This is a genomic window from Streptomyces sp. NPDC057302, from assembly GCF_042667685.1.
Classification (GTDB): domain Bacteria; phylum Actinomycetota; class Actinomycetes; order Streptomycetales; family Streptomycetaceae; genus Streptomyces.
In genome coordinates, this window is record NZ_JBHUZJ010000046.1 from 26694 (window position 1) to 44425 (window position 17732).

The window sequence follows — 17732 nt, forward strand, 5'->3', positions numbered from 1 at the left end:
GAGGCCACGTACGCGGCTGCCTACTCGGAGTCGGACGCCTGCGCGGCCGAAGCAGCCGTCTTCTTGGCGGCCGCTGTCTTCGTAGTGGTCTTCTTCGCGGCCGTCGTCTTCTTTGCGGCCGTTTTCTTGGTGGCCGTCTTCTTGGCCGCGGTCTTCTTGGCCGGGGCCTTCTTCGCCGCCTTCTTGGCGGTCTTCTTGGCCGGACCCTTCGCCCGCTTCTCCTCGAGCAGTTCGTAGCCCCGCTCGGGAGTGATGTCCTCCACGCTGTCGGAGGCCCGCAGCGTCGCGTTCGTCTCGCCGTCCGTGACGTACGCACCGAAGCGGCCGTCCTTGACGACGACCGGCTTCTTGCTGACCGGGTCCTCGCCGAGCTCCTTCAGCGGCGGCTTGGCGGCGGCCCGCCCGCGCTGCTTGGGCTGGGCGTAGATCGCGAGGGCTTCTTCCAACGTGATGTTGAAGAGCTGGTCCTCGGTCTCGATGGACCGCGAGTCCGTGCCCTTCTTCAGGTACGGGCCGTAGCGGCCGTTCTGCGCGGTGATCTCCACGCCTTCGGCGTCCGCCCCGACCACGCGCGGCAGGGACATCAGCTTCAGGGCGTCCGCGAGCGTCACCGTGTCGAGTGACATGGACTTGAAGAGCGACGCCGTCCGCGGCTTGACCGCGTTCTTGCCGGTCTTCGGGGTGCCCTCGGGGAGCACCTCGGTGACGTACGGGCCGTAGCGGCCGTCCTTGGCGATGATCTCGTGGCCCGACGTGGGGTCGGTGCCGAGCGCGAAGTCACCGCTCGGCTTGGCGAGCAGTTCCTCGGCGTACTCGACGGTCAGCTCGTCCGGCGGCATGTCGTCGGGCACGTCGGCGCGCTGATGGCCCTCCGCGTCCTTCTCGCCGCGCTCGATGTACGGGCCGTAGCGGCCGACGCGCAGCACGATGCCGTCGCCGACGGGGAAGGAGGAGATCTCCCGGGCGTCGATCGCGCCCAGGTCGGTCACCAGCTCCTTGAGCCCGCCGAGGTGGTCGCCGTCTCCGTTGCCCGCGCTGGAGGCGGCGCCCGCGTCGTCGCCCTCGCCGAAGTAGAACCGCTTCAGCCACGGCACGGCCTGGGCCTCGCCCCGCGCGATGCGGTCGAGGTCGTCCTCCATGCGTGCGGTGAAGTCGTAGTCGACGAGCCGCCCGAAGTGCGTCTCCAGGAGGTTGACGACGGCGAACGACAAGAAGGAGGGCACCAGGGCCGTGCCCTTCTTGAAGACGTAGCCGCGGTCGAGGATCGTGCCGAGGATCGACGCGTACGTCGACGGGCGGCCGATCTCGCGCTCTTCGAGCTCCTTGACCAGCGAGGCTTCGGTGTAGCGGGCCGGCGGCTTGGTCGCGTGGCCGTCGACCGAGATCTCGTCGGCGGACAGCGCGTCGCCCTCGCTGACCTGCGGGAGCCTGCGCTCGCGGTCGTCGAGCTCGGCGTTCGGGTCGTCCGCGCCCTCTACGTAGGCCTTCATGAAGCCGTGGAAGGTGATGGTCTTGCCGGACGCGTTGAACTCGGCGTCGCGGCCGTCGGCGGCCGTGCCACCGATCTTGACCGTGACGGAGTTGCCGACCGCGTCCTTCATCTGGGAGGCGACGGTCCGCTTCCAGATCAGCTCGTAGAGCCGGAACTGGTCGCCGGTCAGACCGGTCTCGGCGGGCGTGCGGAAACGATCACCCGAAGGGCGGATCGCCTCGTGCGCCTCCTGCGCGTTCTTGACCTTGCCGGCGTACGTGCGGGGCTTGTCCGGCAGGTAGTCGCTGCCGTACAGCTGCGTGACCTGGGCGCGTGCGGCGGTGATCGCCGTGTCGGACAGCGTCGTGGAGTCCGTACGCATGTAGGTGATGAAGCCGTTCTCGTACAGCTTCTGGGCCACCTGCATCGTGGCCTTCGCGCCGAAGCCGAGCTTGCGACTGGCCTCCTGCTGGAGCGTCGTCGTACGGAACGGCGCGTACGGAGAGCGGCGGTAGGGCTTGGACTCGACGGAGCGGACCGCGAACCGGGTGTTCTCCAGCGCCGCGGCGAGCGAACGGGCGTTCGTCTCGTCCAGGTGCAGCGTGTCGGACTTGAGCTGTCCGACCGAGTTGAAGTCGCGGCCCTGCGCGATGCGCTTGCCGTCGACCGTGGTGAGGCGCGCGATCAGCTGCGAGGGGTCGGACGCGTCACCGGTGCGGCCGGTGCCGAAGGTGCCCGTCAGGTCCCAGTACTCGGCGGAGCGGAAGGCGATGCGCTCGCGCTCACGCTCGACGACGAGGCGGGTCGCCACGGACTGGACGCGGCCCGCCGACAGGCGCGGCATGACCTTCTTCCACAGGACCGGCGAGACCTCGTAGCCGTAGAGACGGTCGAGGATGCGGCGGGTCTCCTGGGCGTCGACCATGCGCTTGTTGAGGTCGCGGGGGCTGGCGACGGCCTCCTGGATCGCGGCCTTGGTGATCTCGTGGAACACCATGCGCTTGACCGGGACCTTGGGCTTCAGGACCTCGAGGAGGTGCCACGCGATGGCTTCGCCCTCGCGGTCCTCATCGGTGGCGAGGAAGAGTTCGTCGGAGTCCTTCAGCAGGTCCTTGAGCTTCTTGACCTGTGCCTTCTTGTCGGAGTTGACGACATAGATGGGCTCGAAGTCGTTGTCGACGTCCACGCCGAGCCGGCGCACCTCGCCGGTGTACTTGTCGGGGACCTCCGCCGCGCCGTTGGGGAGGTCGCGGATGTGCCCGACGCTCGCCTCGACTACGTAGCCGGGGCCGAGGTAACCCTTGATCGTCTTCGCCTTGGCAGGCGACTCGACGATGACGAGTCGGCGGCCGCCCTTTGCGGTCTCGCTGGTCGGGGACAACTTCGCTCTTCTCTCCGGTCGGTACTCGGTGGCCGTGCTGCGTGGCCTCGCTCGGTGCGCTTGCGTTGCGCTGACGCTGCGGAGTGTGACGGTACATCCCGCCCCCGTGTCAAACGGGAAAAGCCCGCAACGGCCACTCGAACGGTAACCCGACTACCGCCATTCCTGCCGCCCGGAGTGGCGACCCGCCCTTTCACCACCGGGTTCACCACCGCCTCGGCGCCGACGCCGGGCCTTCGGCCCGTACGCGCCCCGCGGCCACCGGCCGCTTCCGGTCAGAGCCGAGTGAAACACCACACTCCGAGCACCAGTGCGCCCGATCCGGCGATCGCCGCCAGTGTCGCCGATGCGACGGGGCTCACACCGTCGGCGACGGGCGCGCGGTGTGCCACGCGCGCCCCGGTCCACAGCAGCAGCCCCGCTCCGAACAGCGCGAATACCGTGCCCGCGAAGATCGCTGGTCCGCTCTCCATGGCATTGCCTCCCCGAGTTGAGTTCCCGGCTCGGAAACCTGGCACGCCCGGGAAGCCGGGGCGCGAACCCCGGGTTAACGGCGGGCGCCCGGCCCGAATCACCGGCCGGTGCCGCCCCAACTCGACTGGATCTGGTCGCCCCGGAGCCGGTTCGCACAGTTCGCACAGTCCAGCTTCTCGATGTACGTCCAGCGGGCGCCGACGCCCATCCATCCCACCCACAACGAGGGACCGATGTCCCCGAAACGTACGAGACACGCCGTACGCGTACCGCCAACGGCCCGGTGGCCGCCGCTCGGCGTCCCTACGAAGCGACCGGCACCAGGAATCCCTGTTCGACGAGGAGCCGGATCTGCGCGGGCGTGCGGTCCCGCAGCAATACGGGGTCCTCCCCGACCAGTTGGGCGATCGCGTCGAGGATCCGCCCCGCGCTCAGCGTCCCGTCGCACACACCGGCGAATCCGGCGCCCACGGTGTCCACCTTGGTGGCCCGCCGCATCCCGCGGTGCTGGCGCAGCACGACATGCTCCGGGTCCTCGGCTCCGGGCAGCCCGACCTGCTCCTGCACGACCTCGTCCGCGAGCTTGAAGTGCCCCGCGAGCAGCGCGGCGTCGTCGTGCGTGCGCAGGAAGTCCTGGCGCGCGAAGAACTCCCGCACCGTCTCGCCCAGCGGCTGCTCGACGGGGTGCGGCCACTCCTCCACGGTCACGGACGGCTCGACGGCACCGGCTCCGGCGCCCGCTCCTGTCTTGCGCAGCGTGATCCACCCGAATCCGACCGCGTGCGTCTTGCGGGCCTCGAACTCGTCGAGCCACGCGTCGTACCGCGCCGCGTACTCCTGCGGATCCGTCCGGTGGTCCCCGGCGTCCCGCAGCCACAGCTCGGCGTACTGCGTGATGTCCTGCACCTCGCGCTGCACGATCCACGCGTCGCACCCGCGCGGCACCCAGGACCGGAGCCGCTCGGTCCACTCCTCGCCGTCCACGTGCTGCCAGTTGGCGAGGAAGTGCGCGTACCCCCCTTCGTTCAACCGCTCCCCCGCCTGCTGAACGAGCGACCGGCACAGATCGTCCCCGCCCATCCCGCCGTCGCGGTAGGTGAGCCGCGCCCCGGGCGAGATCACGAAGGGCGGATTGGACACGATCAGGTCGTACGTCTCCTCGCCCACGGGTTCGAAGAGGGAGCCCTCCCGCAGGTCCGCGTCGGGGGCACCCGACAGGGCGAGGGTGAGCCGTGTGATGTGCAGGGCCCGGGGGTTGAGGTCGGTCGCGGTCACCCGGGTCGCGTGGTGCGCGGCGTGCAACGCCTGGATCCCGGAGCCGGTGCCGAGGTCCAGAGCGGCGGCCACCGGTGTGCGCACGGTGAGCCCGGCGAGCGTCATGGACGCGCCGCCGACGCCGAGTACGACCCCTTCGTCATGGCTGCCGATGCCGCCGGCGCCACCGACCGCGCACCCCAGGTCCGAGACGATGAACCAGTCCTCGCCGCTCGGTCCGCCGTAGGGCCGCACGTCCACCGTCGCCTTCAGCGCACCCTCGCCGTCCGCCGCGGAGAGCCAACCGCTCTCCTGTAGGGGGCCGACCGGCAAAACGGCCGCCACGCGCGCGTGCGGCACGGAGCGCTGCAACAGGAAGAGCCGTACGAGCGTCTCCAGCGGCCCTTCGCCACGGGTGGCCCGCAGCGCGGGAACGGTCTCGCTGCGCGCGAGCGCCGTGTAGGCGGGCGCCCCGAGCAGCTCCAGCAGCCCGTCGGCGGTGAAGTCGGCCGCCAGGAGGGCTTCGCGCAACTGGGCCAGGACGTCGGCACGATCGGACGAGGGCAGGGGGGTGCTAGCAGTACTCACCCCCTCATTGTGACCCGATACGCCGGTACTAGCCGTCCCCTGCTGTGGGCAGGCGTTCCGCACGGCGGAACGGGTGGGCACAGTCCCCCAAAGCCGCCGGGCACAGCTGGACACACCGCTGCCCCGGCGCCGGGGGTCTTCCCCAAGGCTCCAGGGCAGCGGGCAAAGCGGAGGGGCAACCCCTAGGCGGCGGAAGGCGTGGCGCTGGCCGACTTGCAGCTGTCCTGCTTGCTCATCGCCTTGCCCACCTCGCCCTCCTGGAGCTTCTCGAGGGCTTCGTTGCCGCTCTTGCTGAGCTTGTCCAGCTCCCCGGCGACCGTCTTCAGGCCGTCCGCGAAGTCCGCCTGGTTCTTGGTGTCCAGGCCGTCGACCTTCTTCTTCAGGTCGCCGTACGACTTGGAGATGGCGTTCAGTTCCTTGACCGCGTCGTCGGTCTTCTTCTGACCGCCGTCGACCGGCGGGGCGCCCGCGTCCTTCACCGCGGCGCCCATCGCCTTGTAGGCGTCGGACATGTCCTGGAACGCCTTGGAGTCGGTCTTCTGGACGTCCTCCGGCGAGCTGTTGTCCGAGGTCTCCTTCTGGATCGCGGCATTGGCCGACGCGATCTTCTTCGACTGCGGCTGGACCGAGTCACAGACGTCCTTGGCCCAGGAGTCCAGCTTCTCGTTGCCGTCGTCGCTGCAGCCCGACAGCGCCAGTACCAGTACCGCACCGCCGGACAGTGCGGCTGCAAGCTTCTTGTTCACCGGATTGGTCCCTTCCATGGCTCTCGGCCCCGGAACTTACACGCCAACTGGGTTACAACCGCATGCCGGGGGCCCGGTACCACCCCTATTGAAGCCATTTGCACCAAGCAGAGAGCGCGAGAGAAGGCTCACGAGAGATTCACCGGGCGCACAAAGGGCGGACGCCGCGTCAAAACGCGCCGCCCGCCCGTGTGTTGGGCAGAGTCTGACCCGGTGTTACGAAACCACGGCCGGGTCAGCCGAGTTACCTACTCGCTCCGCACCACCTTCCTCCTGGTCTCCCACGGCGATGCCTCGCCTCTTGGACACGTACACCGCGCCGATGATCACCAGGATCGAGAGCACCGCGATCACCGCCCGGACCCCTGCGCTCGCGTCATCCCCGTAACTGAACTGGACGACCGCGGGCGCGATCAGCAGTGCCACCAGGTTCATCACCTTCAGGAGCGGGTTGATCGCCGGGCCCGCGGTGTCCTTGAACGGGTCACCGACGGTGTCGCCGATGACCACCGCGGCATGGGCCTCACTGCCCTTGCCGCCGTGGTGGCCGTCCTCGACGAGCTTCTTCGCGTTGTCCCAGGCACCGCCCGAGTTGGCGAGGAAGACCGCCATCAGCGTGCCCGTGCCGATCGCGCCCGCCAGGAACGAGCCGAGCGCGCCGACGCCGAGCGAGAAGCCGACCGCGATCGGCGTGAGCACGGCGAGCAGACCTGGCGTGGCCAGCTCGCGCAGCGCGTCCTTCGTGCAGATGTCGACGACGCGCCCGTACTCCGGTTCCTCGGAGTAGTCCATGATCCCGGGGTGCTCGCGGAACTGCCGCCGCACCTCGTAGACCACCGCTCCGGCCGACCTCGACACCGCGTTGATCGCAAGCCCCGAGAAGAGGAAGACGACCGCGGCGCCCAGGATCAGACCGACCAGGTTGTTGGGCTGCGAGATGTCCATCACCAGGTTCATGGGAGCGCCGTCGCCCATTTTCTCGCCGACGTCCTTGGCCGCGGTCGCGATGGCGTCGCGATACGAGCCGAAGAGCGCGGCGGCCGCGAGAACGGCCGTGGCGATGGCGATGCCCTTGGTGATGGCCTTGGTGGTATTGCCGACGGCGTCCAGGTCGGTGAGGACCTGCGCGCCGGCGCCCTCGACGTCACCGGACATCTCGGCGATGCCCTGCGCGTTGTCGGAGACCGGACCGAAGGTGTCCATGGCGACGATCACGCCGACCGTGGTGAGCAGGCCGGTACCGGCGAGCGCCACCGCGAACAGGGCGAGCATGATCGACGTACCGCCGAGCAGGAACGCCCCGTACACGCCGAGCCCGATCAGGAGCGCGGTGTAGACGGCCGATTCGAGCCCGATCGAGATTCCGGCGAGGACGACGGTGGCCGGGCCGGTGAGGGACGTCTTGCCGATGTCCTGCACCGGGCGCCGGGTCGTCTCCGTGAAGTAGCCGGTGAGCTGCTGGATCAGCGCGGCCATGACGATGCCGATCGCGACCGCGACGACGGCGAGAACGCGCGGATCGCCGGCGTGACCCGCGATCGTCGCGTCCGTGACGCCGTCCAGGTCGGCGTAGGACGACGGCAGGTAGACGAAGACCGCCACGGCCACGAGCACCAGCGAGATGATCGCCGAGATGAAGAACCCGCGGTTGATGGCGGTCATCCCGCTGCGGTCGGAGCGCCGTGGCGCCACCGCGAAGATCCCGATCATCGCCGTCACGACGCCGATCGCCGGAACGATCAGCGGGAAGGCGAGTCCGGCGTCGCCGAACGCGACCTTGCCGAGGATCAGCGCGGCGACCAGGGTCACCGCGTAGGACTCGAAGAGGTCGGCGGCCATGCCCGCGCAGTCGCCGACGTTGTCGCCCACGTTGTCGGCGATGGTCGCGGCATTCCTCGGGTCGTCCTCCGGAATGCCCTTCTCGACCTTGCCGACCAGGTCGGCGCCGACGTCGGCGGCCTTGGTGAAGATGCCGCCGCCCACACGCATGAACATCGCGATCAGCGCCGCCCCGAGGCCGAAGCCCTCGAGGACCTTCGGCGCGTCGGCCGCGTAGACCAGCACGACAGCGGAGGCGCCCAGAAGTCCGAGCCCCACCGTGAACATGCCGACGACGCCGCCGGTGCGGAAAGCGATCTTCATGGCCTTGTGCGAAACAGCGGTGAGATCCTTTTCGGGTTCACCTTCCGCGGGCGTGGCTTCTCGTGCGGCTGCCGCCACACGAACATTGCTGCGTACGGCGAGCCACATGCCGATATAGCCGGTGGTCGCCGAGAACACCGCACCGATCAAGAAGAAGATCGATCGGCCGGCGCGCTGATTCCAGTCGTCTGCCGGCAGCAGCAGGAGCAGGAAGAACACCACGACGGCGAAAACACCGAGAGTGCGCAGCTGCCTGCCGAGGTAGGCATTGGCGCCCTCCTGGATCGCCTTCGCGATCTTCTTCATGCTGTCGGTGCCCTCGGTGGCCGCCAGAACCTGGCGTACCAGCACCCAGGCGACCGCGAGGGCCGCGACCGCGACGGCCGCGATGACCATCACGATGAGGCGGTTGTCGTCGGTCAGTACTGCTGCTGCGAAGGTTGAGGTGTGGTCAAACTGATGAGGGGTAGAAAGCCCCGCCATTCGTCCTCCTTGACGCCTGGGGTGAGCTCAAGATGTGGACGGATTGTAGGGAGCGGAACCTGATCAAAACAGAGCGCCGCAAACGGAATTGGCTCGAGATTGCTCCCCAGCAAATGATCGCGACCGCAGACTGACCCCGAAAGCGGTAATGCCCCAAAACCGTTGACGACGGCCGGAAGTCCCAAGGCAATTGACCGAGGCAATGATCCACAAAGGAAAAAGGCCCTGCTCCCGGGTCGGGAGCAAGACCTTGGTACCGCTGTCGCGTCGCCCAAAGGGCGCTCTACGGGTCAGAGAAGGGGCACTGGAGGCGTCGGCCACGTCATCCGGATGAGACCGCCGCCCTCGCCCGACGTGACCTCCACGTCGTCCACGAGGCCGCTGATGACGGCGAGACCCATCTCGTCCTCGCCCTCGGCGTCCAGATCCTCGCCCGTGCCGGGCCCCGATCCGGGCTGCCGGTCGCCGGACGTCGCGTGGGGAGCCTCGTCGCCGACCTCGATGGAGAACTGCTTCTCGTCCTCGATCAGGGCGACACGCACCGGCGCCGATACGCCGTTGCTCTGGTGCAGCCCGACGGCGCGGGTGCAGGCCTCGCCGACGGCGAGTCTGACCTCGTCGAGAACGGCCTCGTCCACTCCGGCCCTGCGCGCGACCGCCGCCGCCACGAGCCGGGCGGTCCTGACGTGCTCGGGCAGCGCGCTGAAGCGGAGTTCAACGGTGGCCATGCATCCCCCTCGGACATACGCGCGTGCTGTCAGGGGGCCGGGCCGAGGGCCCGGTCCCCTGCTGTTCTGCCACCCCCGGGCCGAACAAGCAGCCGGCCCGGAGCATCCGGCTCTCAGTCGGTGGCCGCGACCGCTTCCTCGACCGAGGTGTGAATGGGGAACACCTTGGTCAGGCCGGTGATGCGGAAGATCTTCAAAATGCGTTCCTGGTTGCAGACCAGGCGCAGCGAGCCCTCATGGGCACGCACCCGCTTCAGTCCGCCAACCAGCACGCCGAGTCCGGTGGAGTCGAGGAAGTCCACGCCCTCCATGTCGACGACCAGGTGGAAACTGCCGTCGTTCACCAACTCGACCAACTGTTCGCGCAACTTGGGCGCGGTATATACATCGATTTCGCCACCGACCTCGACGACCGTACGATCGCCGACGGTACGGGTCGACAGGGACAGGTCCACGGATCCTCCAGCACCTTGCTATCGAGCGGTCATCCCTCGGGACACCTCGGCAGAGCCCCCAGGACGGATCGCCAGCCGCAATGGCATTCAATCACTTACCGGTAGGCGTGCACGACGCCTTGGGACCATTGTCCATCCCGCCAGTGACACACTCGGTGCCGATGGCCAACATTTCTCCGCCTGGAGGACCCTCCACGGGCGCCCCGATACGCACGTCTCCACGGACGGTCCTGGACCGGCTGACCGCGGGGCCGAGCCGTGCTTCGCGCGTCACTCATACGGAGCACTTGCCCCCGCGCGAGGCACGATATGCAGTCTGGCCTGATCGCATCCGTTCGGAAGTCGTCGCCGCGGTCCAGTCGGCCGGAATCGAGCACCCCTGGGCCCACCAGGCACTCGCCGCCGAGCACGCCCTGGACGGCGAATCGGTCATCGTCGCCACCGGCACCGCCTCGGGAAAGTCGCTGGCCTACCTCACCCCCGTCCTCTCGGCCCTCCTGGACGGCTCCGAGGCCCCCAACGGCCGCGGCGCCACCGCGCTGTACCTGGCCCCGACGAAAGCCCTGGCGGCCGACCAGCGCCGCGCCGTGCGCGAGCTCGCGGCGCCCCTCGGCAACGCGATCCGCCCCGCCGTGTACGACGGCGACACCCCCGTCGAAGAACGCGAATGGGTACGTCAGTACGCCAACTACGTGCTGACCAATCCCGACATGCTGCACCGCGGGATACTCCCCTCCCACCCTCGCTGGTCCTCCTTCCTGCGCGCCCTGCGCTATGTCGTGATCGACGAGTGCCACACCTACCGGGGCGTCTTCGGCTCGCACGTCGCCCAGGTGCTGCGCCGCCTGCGCCGCCTCTGCGCCCGCTACGGCTCCGATCCCGTCTTCCTCCTCGCCTCCGCCACCTCCGCCGAGCCCGCCGCCTCAGCGGAACGCCTCATCGGACTTCCCGTGAAGGAGGTCGCCGACGACGCCTCGCCCCACGGCGAGCTCGTCTTCGCCCTCTGGGAACCCCCGCTCACCGAACTCCACGGCGAAAAGGGCGCCCCCGTCCGCCGCACCGCCACCGCCGAGACCGCGGACCTGCTGACCGACCTGACCGTCCAGGGCGTGCGCTCGGTCGCCTTCGTACGCTCCCGGCGCGGCGCCGAGCTGATCTCGGTGATCGCCCAGGAGCGCCTCTCCGAGGTCGACCGCTCCCTCGCCCGCCGCGTGGCCGCCTACCGGGGCGGATACCTCCCCGAGGAACGCCGAGCCCTTGAGCGCGCCCTGCACTCCGGCGAACTCCTCGGCCTCGCGGCCACCACCGCCCTCGAACTCGGCGTGGACGTCTCCGGCTTGGACGCCGTGATCATCTCCGGCTATCCGGGGACCCGCGCCTCGCTCTGGCAGCAGGCGGGCCGGGCCGGGCGCTCCGGGCAGGGCGCGCTGGCCGTCCTGGTCGCCCGCGACGACCCGCTGGACACGTATCTGGTCCACCACCCCGAAGCGCTGTTCGAGCAGCCGGTGGAGTCGACGGTCCTCGACCCCGACAATCCGTACGTCCTCGCGCCCCACCTCTGCGCGGCGGCCTCCGAACTTCCGCTCACGGACGACGACTTGGCCCTCTTCGGCCCGGCCACCGAAGAACTGCTCCCGCAGCTGGAGGCCGCGAAGCTGCTGCGTCGGCGCACGAAGGCCTGGCACTGGACCCGCAGGGAGCGGGCCGCCGATCTCGCCGACATCCGCGGCGAGGGCGGGAAGCCCATCCAGATCGTCGAGGAGGGCACGGGCAGGCTGCTCGGCACCGTCGACGCGTCCGCCGCGCACAGCGCCGTCCACGAGGGCGCGGTCCACCTCCACCAGGGCCGTACGTATCTCGTGCGGCGCCTTGACCTGGAGGACTCGGTGGCCCTGGTCGAGGAAGCCGGACCGCCGTACTCCACGACCGCCCGCGACACCACGGCCATCTCCGTCCTGGAGACGGACACCGAGATCCCCTGGGGTTCCGGCCGCCTCTGCTACGGCTCCGTCGAAGTCACCAATCAGGTCGTCTCCTTCCTGCGCCGCAGGCTGATCACCGGCGAGGTCCTCGGCGAGACCAAGCTGGACCTGCCGCCCCGCACCCTGCGCACCCGTGCGGTCTGGTGGACGGTCACCGAGGACCAACTCGACGCCGCCCGCGTCAATCCGGAGATCCTCGGTGGCGCCCTGCACGCCGCCGAGCACGCGTCCATCGGCATGCTGCCGCTCTTCGCGACCTGCGACCGCTGGGACATCGGCGGCGTCTCCGTGCCGCTGCATCCGGACACGCTCCTGCCGACCGTCTTCGTGTACGACGGCCACCCGGGCGGCGCGGGCTTCGCCGAGCGGGCCTTCCACACGGCCCGCGAATGGCTGACCGCGACCCGCCAGGCCATCGCCTCCTGCGAGTGCGAGGCCGGCTGCCCCTCCTGCATCCAGTCCCCGAAGTGCGGCAACGGCAACGACCCCCTGCACAAACGCGGCGCCGTCCGCCTCCTCTCCACCCTGCTCAAGGACGCACCCGCCCCCTGAGGCGCAGCCGCCGACCGCAGGGGGGCCTGCGCCCCTCCGTCCGGCGGCAGAGCGCCCCGCCCTCACCTCGGGCTTCGTACGACGCCCGGCAGCCGCTTCAGCGGGGCCTCGCAGCCCTCCGGCGGCTCGCACCGACCCCCCGGCCGCCCGCCACCCGACGCGCGCCTCAGCCGCCGCTACCGGCTTCGGCTCCGGCTCTGGCTCCGGCTCCGGCTCCGGAGCGACCGGTCCCGCCGGGCCCGCCCGGGATCTGACCTCCGTCACGAACGGGCCGAGGCCGGCCGTGGCGGTGACATCCGAGACCTCGCCGCGCACCGCGCACCGCACGATGCGCGCCCCCTGCGCCTCGGCCACCCGGCCGGCCCTGGCACACGCCCCGGCACGGCCCTCCATCCAGTGGTCCGCCGCCGCGAGGGCCGCCAAGTCGGCCGCACCGCCCGCGCGATGGCGGGCGACGATCACCTGCCCCATCGCGAGGACCGCGCCGCAGACCACGCACAGCACGGCCATCACGACGACGACCCACACCGTGGCCGCTCCCCGGTCCGACGCGGCCCCGGCGGTCCGCGACCCGGTCCGCCGCCTCACGCGCCCACCCCCGCCGTCTCCTCCGCCGACGCCACCGCCTCCGACCGCAGCCGCAGCCCGAGCCCCAGTGCGCCAGGCCCCGGCGAGTCCGCCACGACCTCCACCCGCACCAGGTCGCCGTCCCGCCGCACGGCCACCGACGCGCCACGCGGCGCCGCCTGCCGAGCCGCCTCCACGGCCGCGCTCTCGGGGTCCTGCCGGGCCATCGCCCGCGCCCCGGCCCGTGCCGCGTCCACGCACTGGATCTGCGCGGACGCGGCCAGCAGAGCCCAGACCAGGGCCATCGTGAACAGCACCAGCGTGGGCAGCACCACGGCCGCCTCAGCCGTCACGAACCCCTGGTCCCCGCGGCGGCGTCGACCGCCCCGCGCCCGCTCAGAACTGGACATCGAGCGCCTTCTCCACGACCGCCTGCAGCGCCGCCCTGACCTGCCCGCTCGTCACCACCTTGTAGAGCAGTCCGGCGAACCCCACCGCTGCGATGAGACCCATCGCGTACTCCGAAGTGACCATCCCCGCGTCCCCTCGCACCGCTCGCGCCCTGCACCGCGACGCCCGCGCACACAGCTGTCCCCACTGTCCCCACATCTCAACCCCCGTGTAATTTCAGTTCGTTCAGGTCGCGGCGGCCACGCCTCGCGCGGACGCCGTCCAGCTACTCGCCCGTCCAGCCGGTCAGCCGTCGGGCCACTCGGACACCGAGCCGTTCAGATGCCGCTCAGATGCCGCTGACCAAGCCACCAGCCAGGCCGATCAACACCGGCAGCACGCCCACCGCGATGAACGCGGGCAGGAAGAACAGCCCCACCGGCGCCGTCATCAGGACGCCGGCCCTGCGCGCGGCCGCCGTCGCCGTACGGCCCCGTTCCGCGCGGCAGTCCGCGGCAAGACGCGCCACCGCTTCCGCCGCCGGAGCCCCCGACTCCCCCGCCCGCTCCAGCAGGCGAGCCAGCGCTCCCGCGCCCGGTATCGCGCCCAACCCCCGCCACGCGTCGACCGGTTCACCACCGAGCCGCACCTCCGCGGCTCCCTGGGCGAGCCGCTCCCCGACCGGCCCCTTCAGCGCGTCGCCGACGGCTTGGGCGGCCACGACTGGCCCCGCACCCGCAGCCACACAGGCCGCCAACAGATCGGCGGCCAAGGGCAGTTGCCGAGCCGCCTCCGCGGTGTCGAACTCCGCGGCACGGACGCCCCGCCCACGCCGCCATCGCCACACCCCGTACCCGGCACCCACCCCCACCAGGCACCCCGGAACACCGCCCACCAGCACCCACCCGGCGCTCACCGCCCCGGTAACCGCAAGCCACCCCGGCCCCGCGTCCCGCCACCGGAACCGCCACATCGGCACACCCCTCGGCGACCGCACGACCGCCCCCAGTACGACCCCCGACCGCCCCCGCACCGCCCGATCACGCCGCGCCGCGAGAGCCGCCGACACCAGCCACAGCACGGCCGCCGCACCCCACACGGCCACCCCCAGCTCGTGGACAACGACACTCATCGCTCCTCCGCCCCCCGCACGATCCGCAGCGCCCACCACACGCCGACGCCCTCCAACACCCCGCCCACCGCCAGACATCCGAGCCCCGCCCCCGTGTGCAGCAACACCCGCAACGGCGCCGCACCGAGCGCGCTCCCCATGAGCAGCCCGAGGACCGGAAGTCCCGCGAGCATCACCGCCGTCGACCTGGCCCCCGCCAACTGGGCCCGCAGATCCGCGCGTTGATCCCGCTCCGCCCGCAGCGCTCCCTCCAGCCGCTCAAGCCCCGCCGCGAACCCGGCGCCGCGGTCCACCGCCACCCGCCAGCACGCCGCGAGCCCCAGCAGCCCCTGCGCCCCCGGACCCCGCGCCGCCTCCTCGAGCGCCCCCGGCACATCCCCGCCGAACCGCGCCGCCGCCAGCACCCCGGCCCGCGCCCCACCAAGCCCGGCCCCGGCCTTGGCCCCGGCATCGACCACCCCGAGGCCACCGTCGGCCGCGGACCTCAACGCCTCCCCCGGCTGCCGTCCTGCCCGCACCTCCCCCGCGAGCACCCCGCACAGCGCGATCACCGCGGCGGCCCTGCGCTCCCCTTCGAGCCGCGCGTCCCTGGCCCGCAGCACACGCCGTATCAGCGGCACCCCAGCCGCCCCCAGGACCAGCGGCACCACCGACTCCCCGAGCAGCCCGATCACCGCGCCTGCGGCCAGCGCCCACCACTCGTGCCCCACCCGGCCAGTGACGCGGGCCGTCGCCCGCCGCCACGCCGCATCCCCCGGTGAGGCCCCGCCGCCACTCGCGAGCGCCGCCCGCGCCCGCCGCAGCCCGCGGTCACGCCCGACCGTCAGCCAGGCCGCACCTCCCGCACACACGACCGCCGCCACCCCCGTCACGCTCATCGCCCCTCACTCCAACCGCCGCCTGCCAGAAGCGAGTCCAGCCGCTCCCAACCCCGCTCCCGGACGAACTCCCTCTCGCCCCACCGCAGCGCCGGCACCGTCACCACCAGGCCTGACGCATCGCGTTCCAGGACATGCACCTCGGCGATCCGCCGCCGTCCCGCCCGGTCCCGCGCGAGATGGAGCACCACCGACAGCGCGGCCGCCAACTGGCTGTGCAGCGCGATCCGGTCGAGCCCGGCCGCCGTGCCCAAGGCCTCCAGACGGGCCGGTACGTCGCTCGCGGTGTTGGCGTGGACCGTGCCGCAGCCGCCCTCATGCCCCGTGTTCAGCGCGGCCAGGAGGTGGACCACCTCGGGACCGCGCACCTCGCCCACGACCAGCCGGTCGGGGCGCATCCGCAGCGCTTGTCGCACCAGGTCGTCCAGGCCGACCCGGCCCGCCCCTTCCTGGTTCGCGGGCCTGGCTTCGAGGCGCACCACGTGGGGGTGGTCGGGGCGCAGCTCCGCCGAGTCCTCGGCGAGCACGATCCGCTCGCCCGGCCCGACGAGGCCGAGGAGCGCGCTCAGCAGCGTCGTCTTGCCCGAGCCCGTCCCGCCACTGATCACGTACGAGAGCCTGGCGTCGAGCAGTGCCCGCAGTACCCGGTCCCCGCCCGGCGGCACCGTCCCCGCCGCGGTCAGTTCCGCGAGGGTGAAGGCCCGTGGCCGTACGACACGCAAGGAGAGGCAGGTCGAACCGACGGCGACCGGGGGCAGCACCGCATGGAGGCGGGTCCCGTCCGGGAGCCGTGCGTCCACCCAGGGCCTCGCGTCGTCCAGTCTGCGTCCGGCCACGGCCGCGAGTCGCTGGGCGAGCCGCCGCACCGCCGCCGCGTCCCTGAAGGAAACCCCGGTCAGCTCCAGGCCGCCGCCCCGGTCCACCCACACCCGGTCGGGCGCGGAGACCAGCACATCGGTCACCGAGTCGTCCGCGAGCAGCGCCTCCAGGGGGCCCGCGCCCACCAGCTCCGAGCGCAGCTGCGCGGCAGCTCCCAGGACTTCCGTGTCGCCGAGCACCCTGCCCTGGGCCCGCAGCGCCTCGGCGACGCGGGCCGGGGTCGGCTCCGTGCCGTTCTCCGCGAGCCACTGGCGCACCCCGTCCAGCATCCTGGCCCCGACGACGGCGCTCATGAGCCGCCTCCGGTGGCATCGACCGGAACGCGCTCCCAGAAGGCCGTGCAGAACCGCGCCAGCGGCCCGCGCGCGACACCACCCGGCGGCATCCCTCCGGCCTGCGCGGCCAGCAGCCCCGGCTCCCGTGGCAGCTCCCCGACGAGCGGCAGCCCGAGCAGCCGCGCGACCTCCTCCGCGTCGAAGCAGCCGGGCCCGTCGAGTCCGCCGCTCCCGGGGCGAGCGGCGCCGCCCCTGCCGACCACGACCCGCAGGTCCCTCAGCACCATCCCCGCCGCCGAAGCGACCCGCCGGGCCCCGGCCACCGCGCGCAGCTCCGCAGGCACCACCAGGAGCCCCAGATCCACCTGGGCCAGGGCTTCGGCCACTCCTTCGTCCACGCGGCGCGGCAGATCCACGACCACCACGCCGCCCCGCCTGCGGGCCGCGGCGATCACCGCCCGCATGGCTTCGGGCGGGATGACCACCGCATCGCCCCGGTCCCAGCTCAGGACCCGCAAGGCATGCAGCTCGGGCAGCGACTCCTCCAGCGCGCCCCCGCCGACCCGGCCCCTGGACTGCGCGAAGGCGGGCCAGCGGAGCCCGTCGGCGGCCTCGCCGCCGAGCAGCACGTCGAGCCCACCGCCCAGCGGATCCGCGTCCACCAGCATCGTGCGCCGCCCCGCACGGGCGGCAGTGACGGCCAGCGCGCAGGCGAGCGTCGAGGCGCCGGCTCCGCCGCTGCCGCCGAGCACCCCCACCGTGAGCGCGGGCCTGCCCACGCCCTCGGCGACATCGGCGATGCGGTCCACCAGCCATCGTTCGCCGTCGGGCAGGACCAGCACATGGTCGGCGCCGATCTCCACCGCGCGCTGCCAGACCCCGGAATCATCCTGATCCCGGCCGACGAGCACGACCCCGCGCCTGCGCCCGGCTCCTCGCACCCGGTCCACCGCGTCGTCCCCGACGAGGACGAGCGGCGCCGCGTCCCAGCCGCCCCTGCGCTCCGGAACCCCGTGCTGCACCTCGGGCCGCGCGCCCGCCGCGGCGCACAGCCGCAACAGGTCGTCCAGCAGGTCCACATCTTCCGTGACGATCAGCGGTCCGCCATGCCGTCCATCGGACGACGGCGGCCCATCACGCGTAATCACTCCAGCCACGATCCTCAGCCCCCTCTCACTGCAAGCCCGTTGAATGCCGCGCTCCACATCAGCGATGAGTCGGCCAAAGCAATCCGGCCATGAACTTCGCGTGCAGAACCAGCGGAATCAGCGTGCAGCGGTCGCGGATAACGTGTGGATCTTGGTCAATAACTGTGGACAACGCGGGGGCTGTGAATATCCCCATCACCCATACCG

General features: G+C 71.5%; 14 protein-coding genes and 1 pseudogene. 1 reads left to right on the forward strand and 14 read right to left on the reverse strand.

What is annotated here, in order from left to right; genetic code table 11:
• Positions 1-20: 20 nt before the first annotated feature.
• From topA to bldG, 7 genes are all read right to left on the reverse strand, one after another.
• Entirely contained in the window at positions 21-2852 is a 2832-nt protein-coding gene (gene topA, locus ACFUPX_RS27795) for a type I DNA topoisomerase (RefSeq protein WP_383328289.1), read from the reverse strand.
• Positions 2853-3127: 275 nt separating this feature from the next.
• Entirely contained in the window at positions 3128-3325 is a 198-nt protein-coding gene (locus ACFUPX_RS27800) for a hypothetical protein (RefSeq protein ID WP_383328292.1), read from the reverse strand.
• A 304-nt stretch (positions 3326-3629) separates the two neighbouring features.
• The gene (locus ACFUPX_RS27805; RefSeq protein WP_383328295.1) at positions 3630-5168 is read right to left on the reverse strand and encodes a methyltransferase; all 1539 of its coding nucleotides are present in this window, start codon (positions 5166-5168) and stop codon (positions 3630-3632) included.
• Between the two features lie 182 nt (positions 5169-5350).
• Positions 5351-5932 carry a small secreted protein gene (locus tag ACFUPX_RS27810; RefSeq protein ID WP_383328298.1) on the reverse strand — a complete coding sequence of 194 codons (582 nt, stop codon included), beginning with the start codon at positions 5930-5932 and terminating at the stop codon, positions 5351-5353.
• Between the two features lie 198 nt (positions 5933-6130).
• Positions 6131-8539: a sodium-translocating pyrophosphatase gene (locus ACFUPX_RS27815; protein ID WP_383328301.1), complete on the reverse strand. Its 2409-nt coding sequence runs from the start codon at positions 8537-8539 to the stop codon at positions 6131-6133.
• A 290-nt stretch (positions 8540-8829) separates the two neighbouring features.
• The gene (locus ACFUPX_RS27820) at positions 8830-9267 is read right to left on the reverse strand and encodes an ATP-binding protein (protein WP_383328304.1); all 438 of its coding nucleotides are present in this window, start codon (positions 9265-9267) and stop codon (positions 8830-8832) included.
• A gap of 113 nt (positions 9268-9380) precedes the next feature.
• Positions 9381-9722 carry an anti-sigma factor antagonist BldG gene (gene bldG, locus ACFUPX_RS27825; protein WP_003975386.1) on the reverse strand — a complete coding sequence of 114 codons (342 nt, stop codon included), beginning with the start codon at positions 9720-9722 and terminating at the stop codon, positions 9381-9383.
• An 80-nt stretch (positions 9723-9802) separates the two neighbouring features.
• Here bldG and ACFUPX_RS27830 point away from each other — a divergent pair, with 80 nt between their 5' ends.
• The gene (locus ACFUPX_RS27830; protein ID WP_383328307.1) at positions 9803-12256 is read left to right on the forward strand and encodes a DEAD/DEAH box helicase; all 2454 of its coding nucleotides are present in this window, start codon (positions 9803-9805) and stop codon (positions 12254-12256) included.
• Positions 12257-12550: 294 nt separating this feature from the next.
• Here the strand turns inward: ACFUPX_RS27830 and ACFUPX_RS27835 are convergent.
• The 7 genes and pseudogenes from ACFUPX_RS27835 to ssd all read right to left on the reverse strand — a co-directional run.
• Positions 12551-12766, reverse strand: a pseudogene (locus ACFUPX_RS27835) (Rv3654c family TadE-like protein); the annotation flags it as partial.
• Positions 12767-12840: 74 nt separating this feature from the next.
• The gene (locus ACFUPX_RS27840) at positions 12841-13233 is read right to left on the reverse strand and encodes a TadE family type IV pilus minor pilin (RefSeq protein WP_383328310.1); all 393 of its coding nucleotides are present in this window, start codon (positions 13231-13233) and stop codon (positions 12841-12843) included.
• Positions 13220-13432, reverse strand: a complete 213-nt coding sequence (locus ACFUPX_RS27845; RefSeq protein WP_383328313.1) for a DUF4244 domain-containing protein — start codon at positions 13430-13432, stop codon at positions 13220-13222. Before ACFUPX_RS27845 ends, ACFUPX_RS27840 begins: the two co-directional genes overlap by 14 nt.
• A 130-nt stretch (positions 13433-13562) precedes the next feature.
• Positions 13563-14345, reverse strand: a complete 783-nt coding sequence (locus ACFUPX_RS27850; protein ID WP_383328316.1) for a type II secretion system F family protein — start codon at positions 14343-14345, stop codon at positions 13563-13565.
• Positions 14342-15223 (reverse strand): type II secretion system F family protein, encoded by an 882-nt coding sequence (locus ACFUPX_RS27855; protein ID WP_383328319.1) that lies wholly within the window; start codon positions 15221-15223, stop codon positions 14342-14344. Before ACFUPX_RS27855 ends, ACFUPX_RS27850 begins: the two co-directional genes overlap by 4 nt.
• Positions 15220-16395 carry a TadA family conjugal transfer-associated ATPase gene (locus tag ACFUPX_RS27860; RefSeq protein ID WP_383328322.1) on the reverse strand — a complete coding sequence of 392 codons (1176 nt, stop codon included), beginning with the start codon at positions 16393-16395 and terminating at the stop codon, positions 15220-15222. Before ACFUPX_RS27860 ends, ACFUPX_RS27855 begins: the two co-directional genes overlap by 4 nt.
• Positions 16392-17534: a septum site-determining protein Ssd gene (gene ssd / locus ACFUPX_RS27865; RefSeq protein ID WP_383328325.1), complete on the reverse strand. Its 1143-nt coding sequence runs from the start codon at positions 17532-17534 to the stop codon at positions 16392-16394. The genes ACFUPX_RS27860 and ssd overlap by 4 nt, the downstream gene beginning before the upstream one ends.
• Between the last annotated feature and the right edge of the window lie 198 nt (positions 17535-17732).

What these genes read in the sequence shown, in the direction of transcription:
- ACFUPX_RS27800 (WP_383328292.1), bottom strand. Translation starts at nt 3,325, where the DNA reads ATGGAGAGCGGACCAGCGATCTTCGCGGGCACGGTATTCGCGCTGTTC.
- ACFUPX_RS27810 (WP_383328298.1), bottom strand. Translation starts at nt 5,932, where the DNA reads ATGGAAGGGACCAATCCGGTGAACAAGAAGCTTGCAGCCGCACTGTCC.
- ACFUPX_RS27815 (WP_383328301.1), bottom strand. Translation starts at nt 8,539, where the DNA reads ATGGCGGGGCTTTCTACCCCTCATCAGTTTGACCACACCTCAACCTTC.
- ACFUPX_RS27820 (WP_383328304.1), bottom strand. Translation starts at nt 9,267, where the DNA reads ATGGCCACCGTTGAACTCCGCTTCAGCGCGCTGCCCGAGCACGTCAGG.
- ACFUPX_RS27830 (WP_383328307.1), top strand. Translation starts at nt 9,803, where the DNA reads ATGGCATTCAATCACTTACCGGTAGGCGTGCACGACGCCTTGGGACCA.
- ACFUPX_RS27840 (WP_383328310.1), bottom strand. Translation starts at nt 13,233, where the DNA reads ATGTCCAGTTCTGAGCGGGCGCGGGGCGGTCGACGCCGCCGCGGGGAC.
- ACFUPX_RS27845 (WP_383328313.1), bottom strand. Translation starts at nt 13,432, where the DNA reads ATGTGGGGACAGTGGGGACAGCTGTGTGCGCGGGCGTCGCGGTGCAGG.
- ACFUPX_RS27850 (WP_383328316.1), bottom strand. Translation starts at nt 14,345, where the DNA reads ATGAGTGTCGTTGTCCACGAGCTGGGGGTGGCCGTGTGGGGTGCGGCG.
- ACFUPX_RS27855 (WP_383328319.1), bottom strand. Translation starts at nt 15,223, where the DNA reads ATGAGCGTGACGGGGGTGGCGGCGGTCGTGTGTGCGGGAGGTGCGGCC.
- ACFUPX_RS27860 (WP_383328322.1), bottom strand. Translation starts at nt 16,395, where the DNA reads ATGAGCGCCGTCGTCGGGGCCAGGATGCTGGACGGGGTGCGCCAGTGG.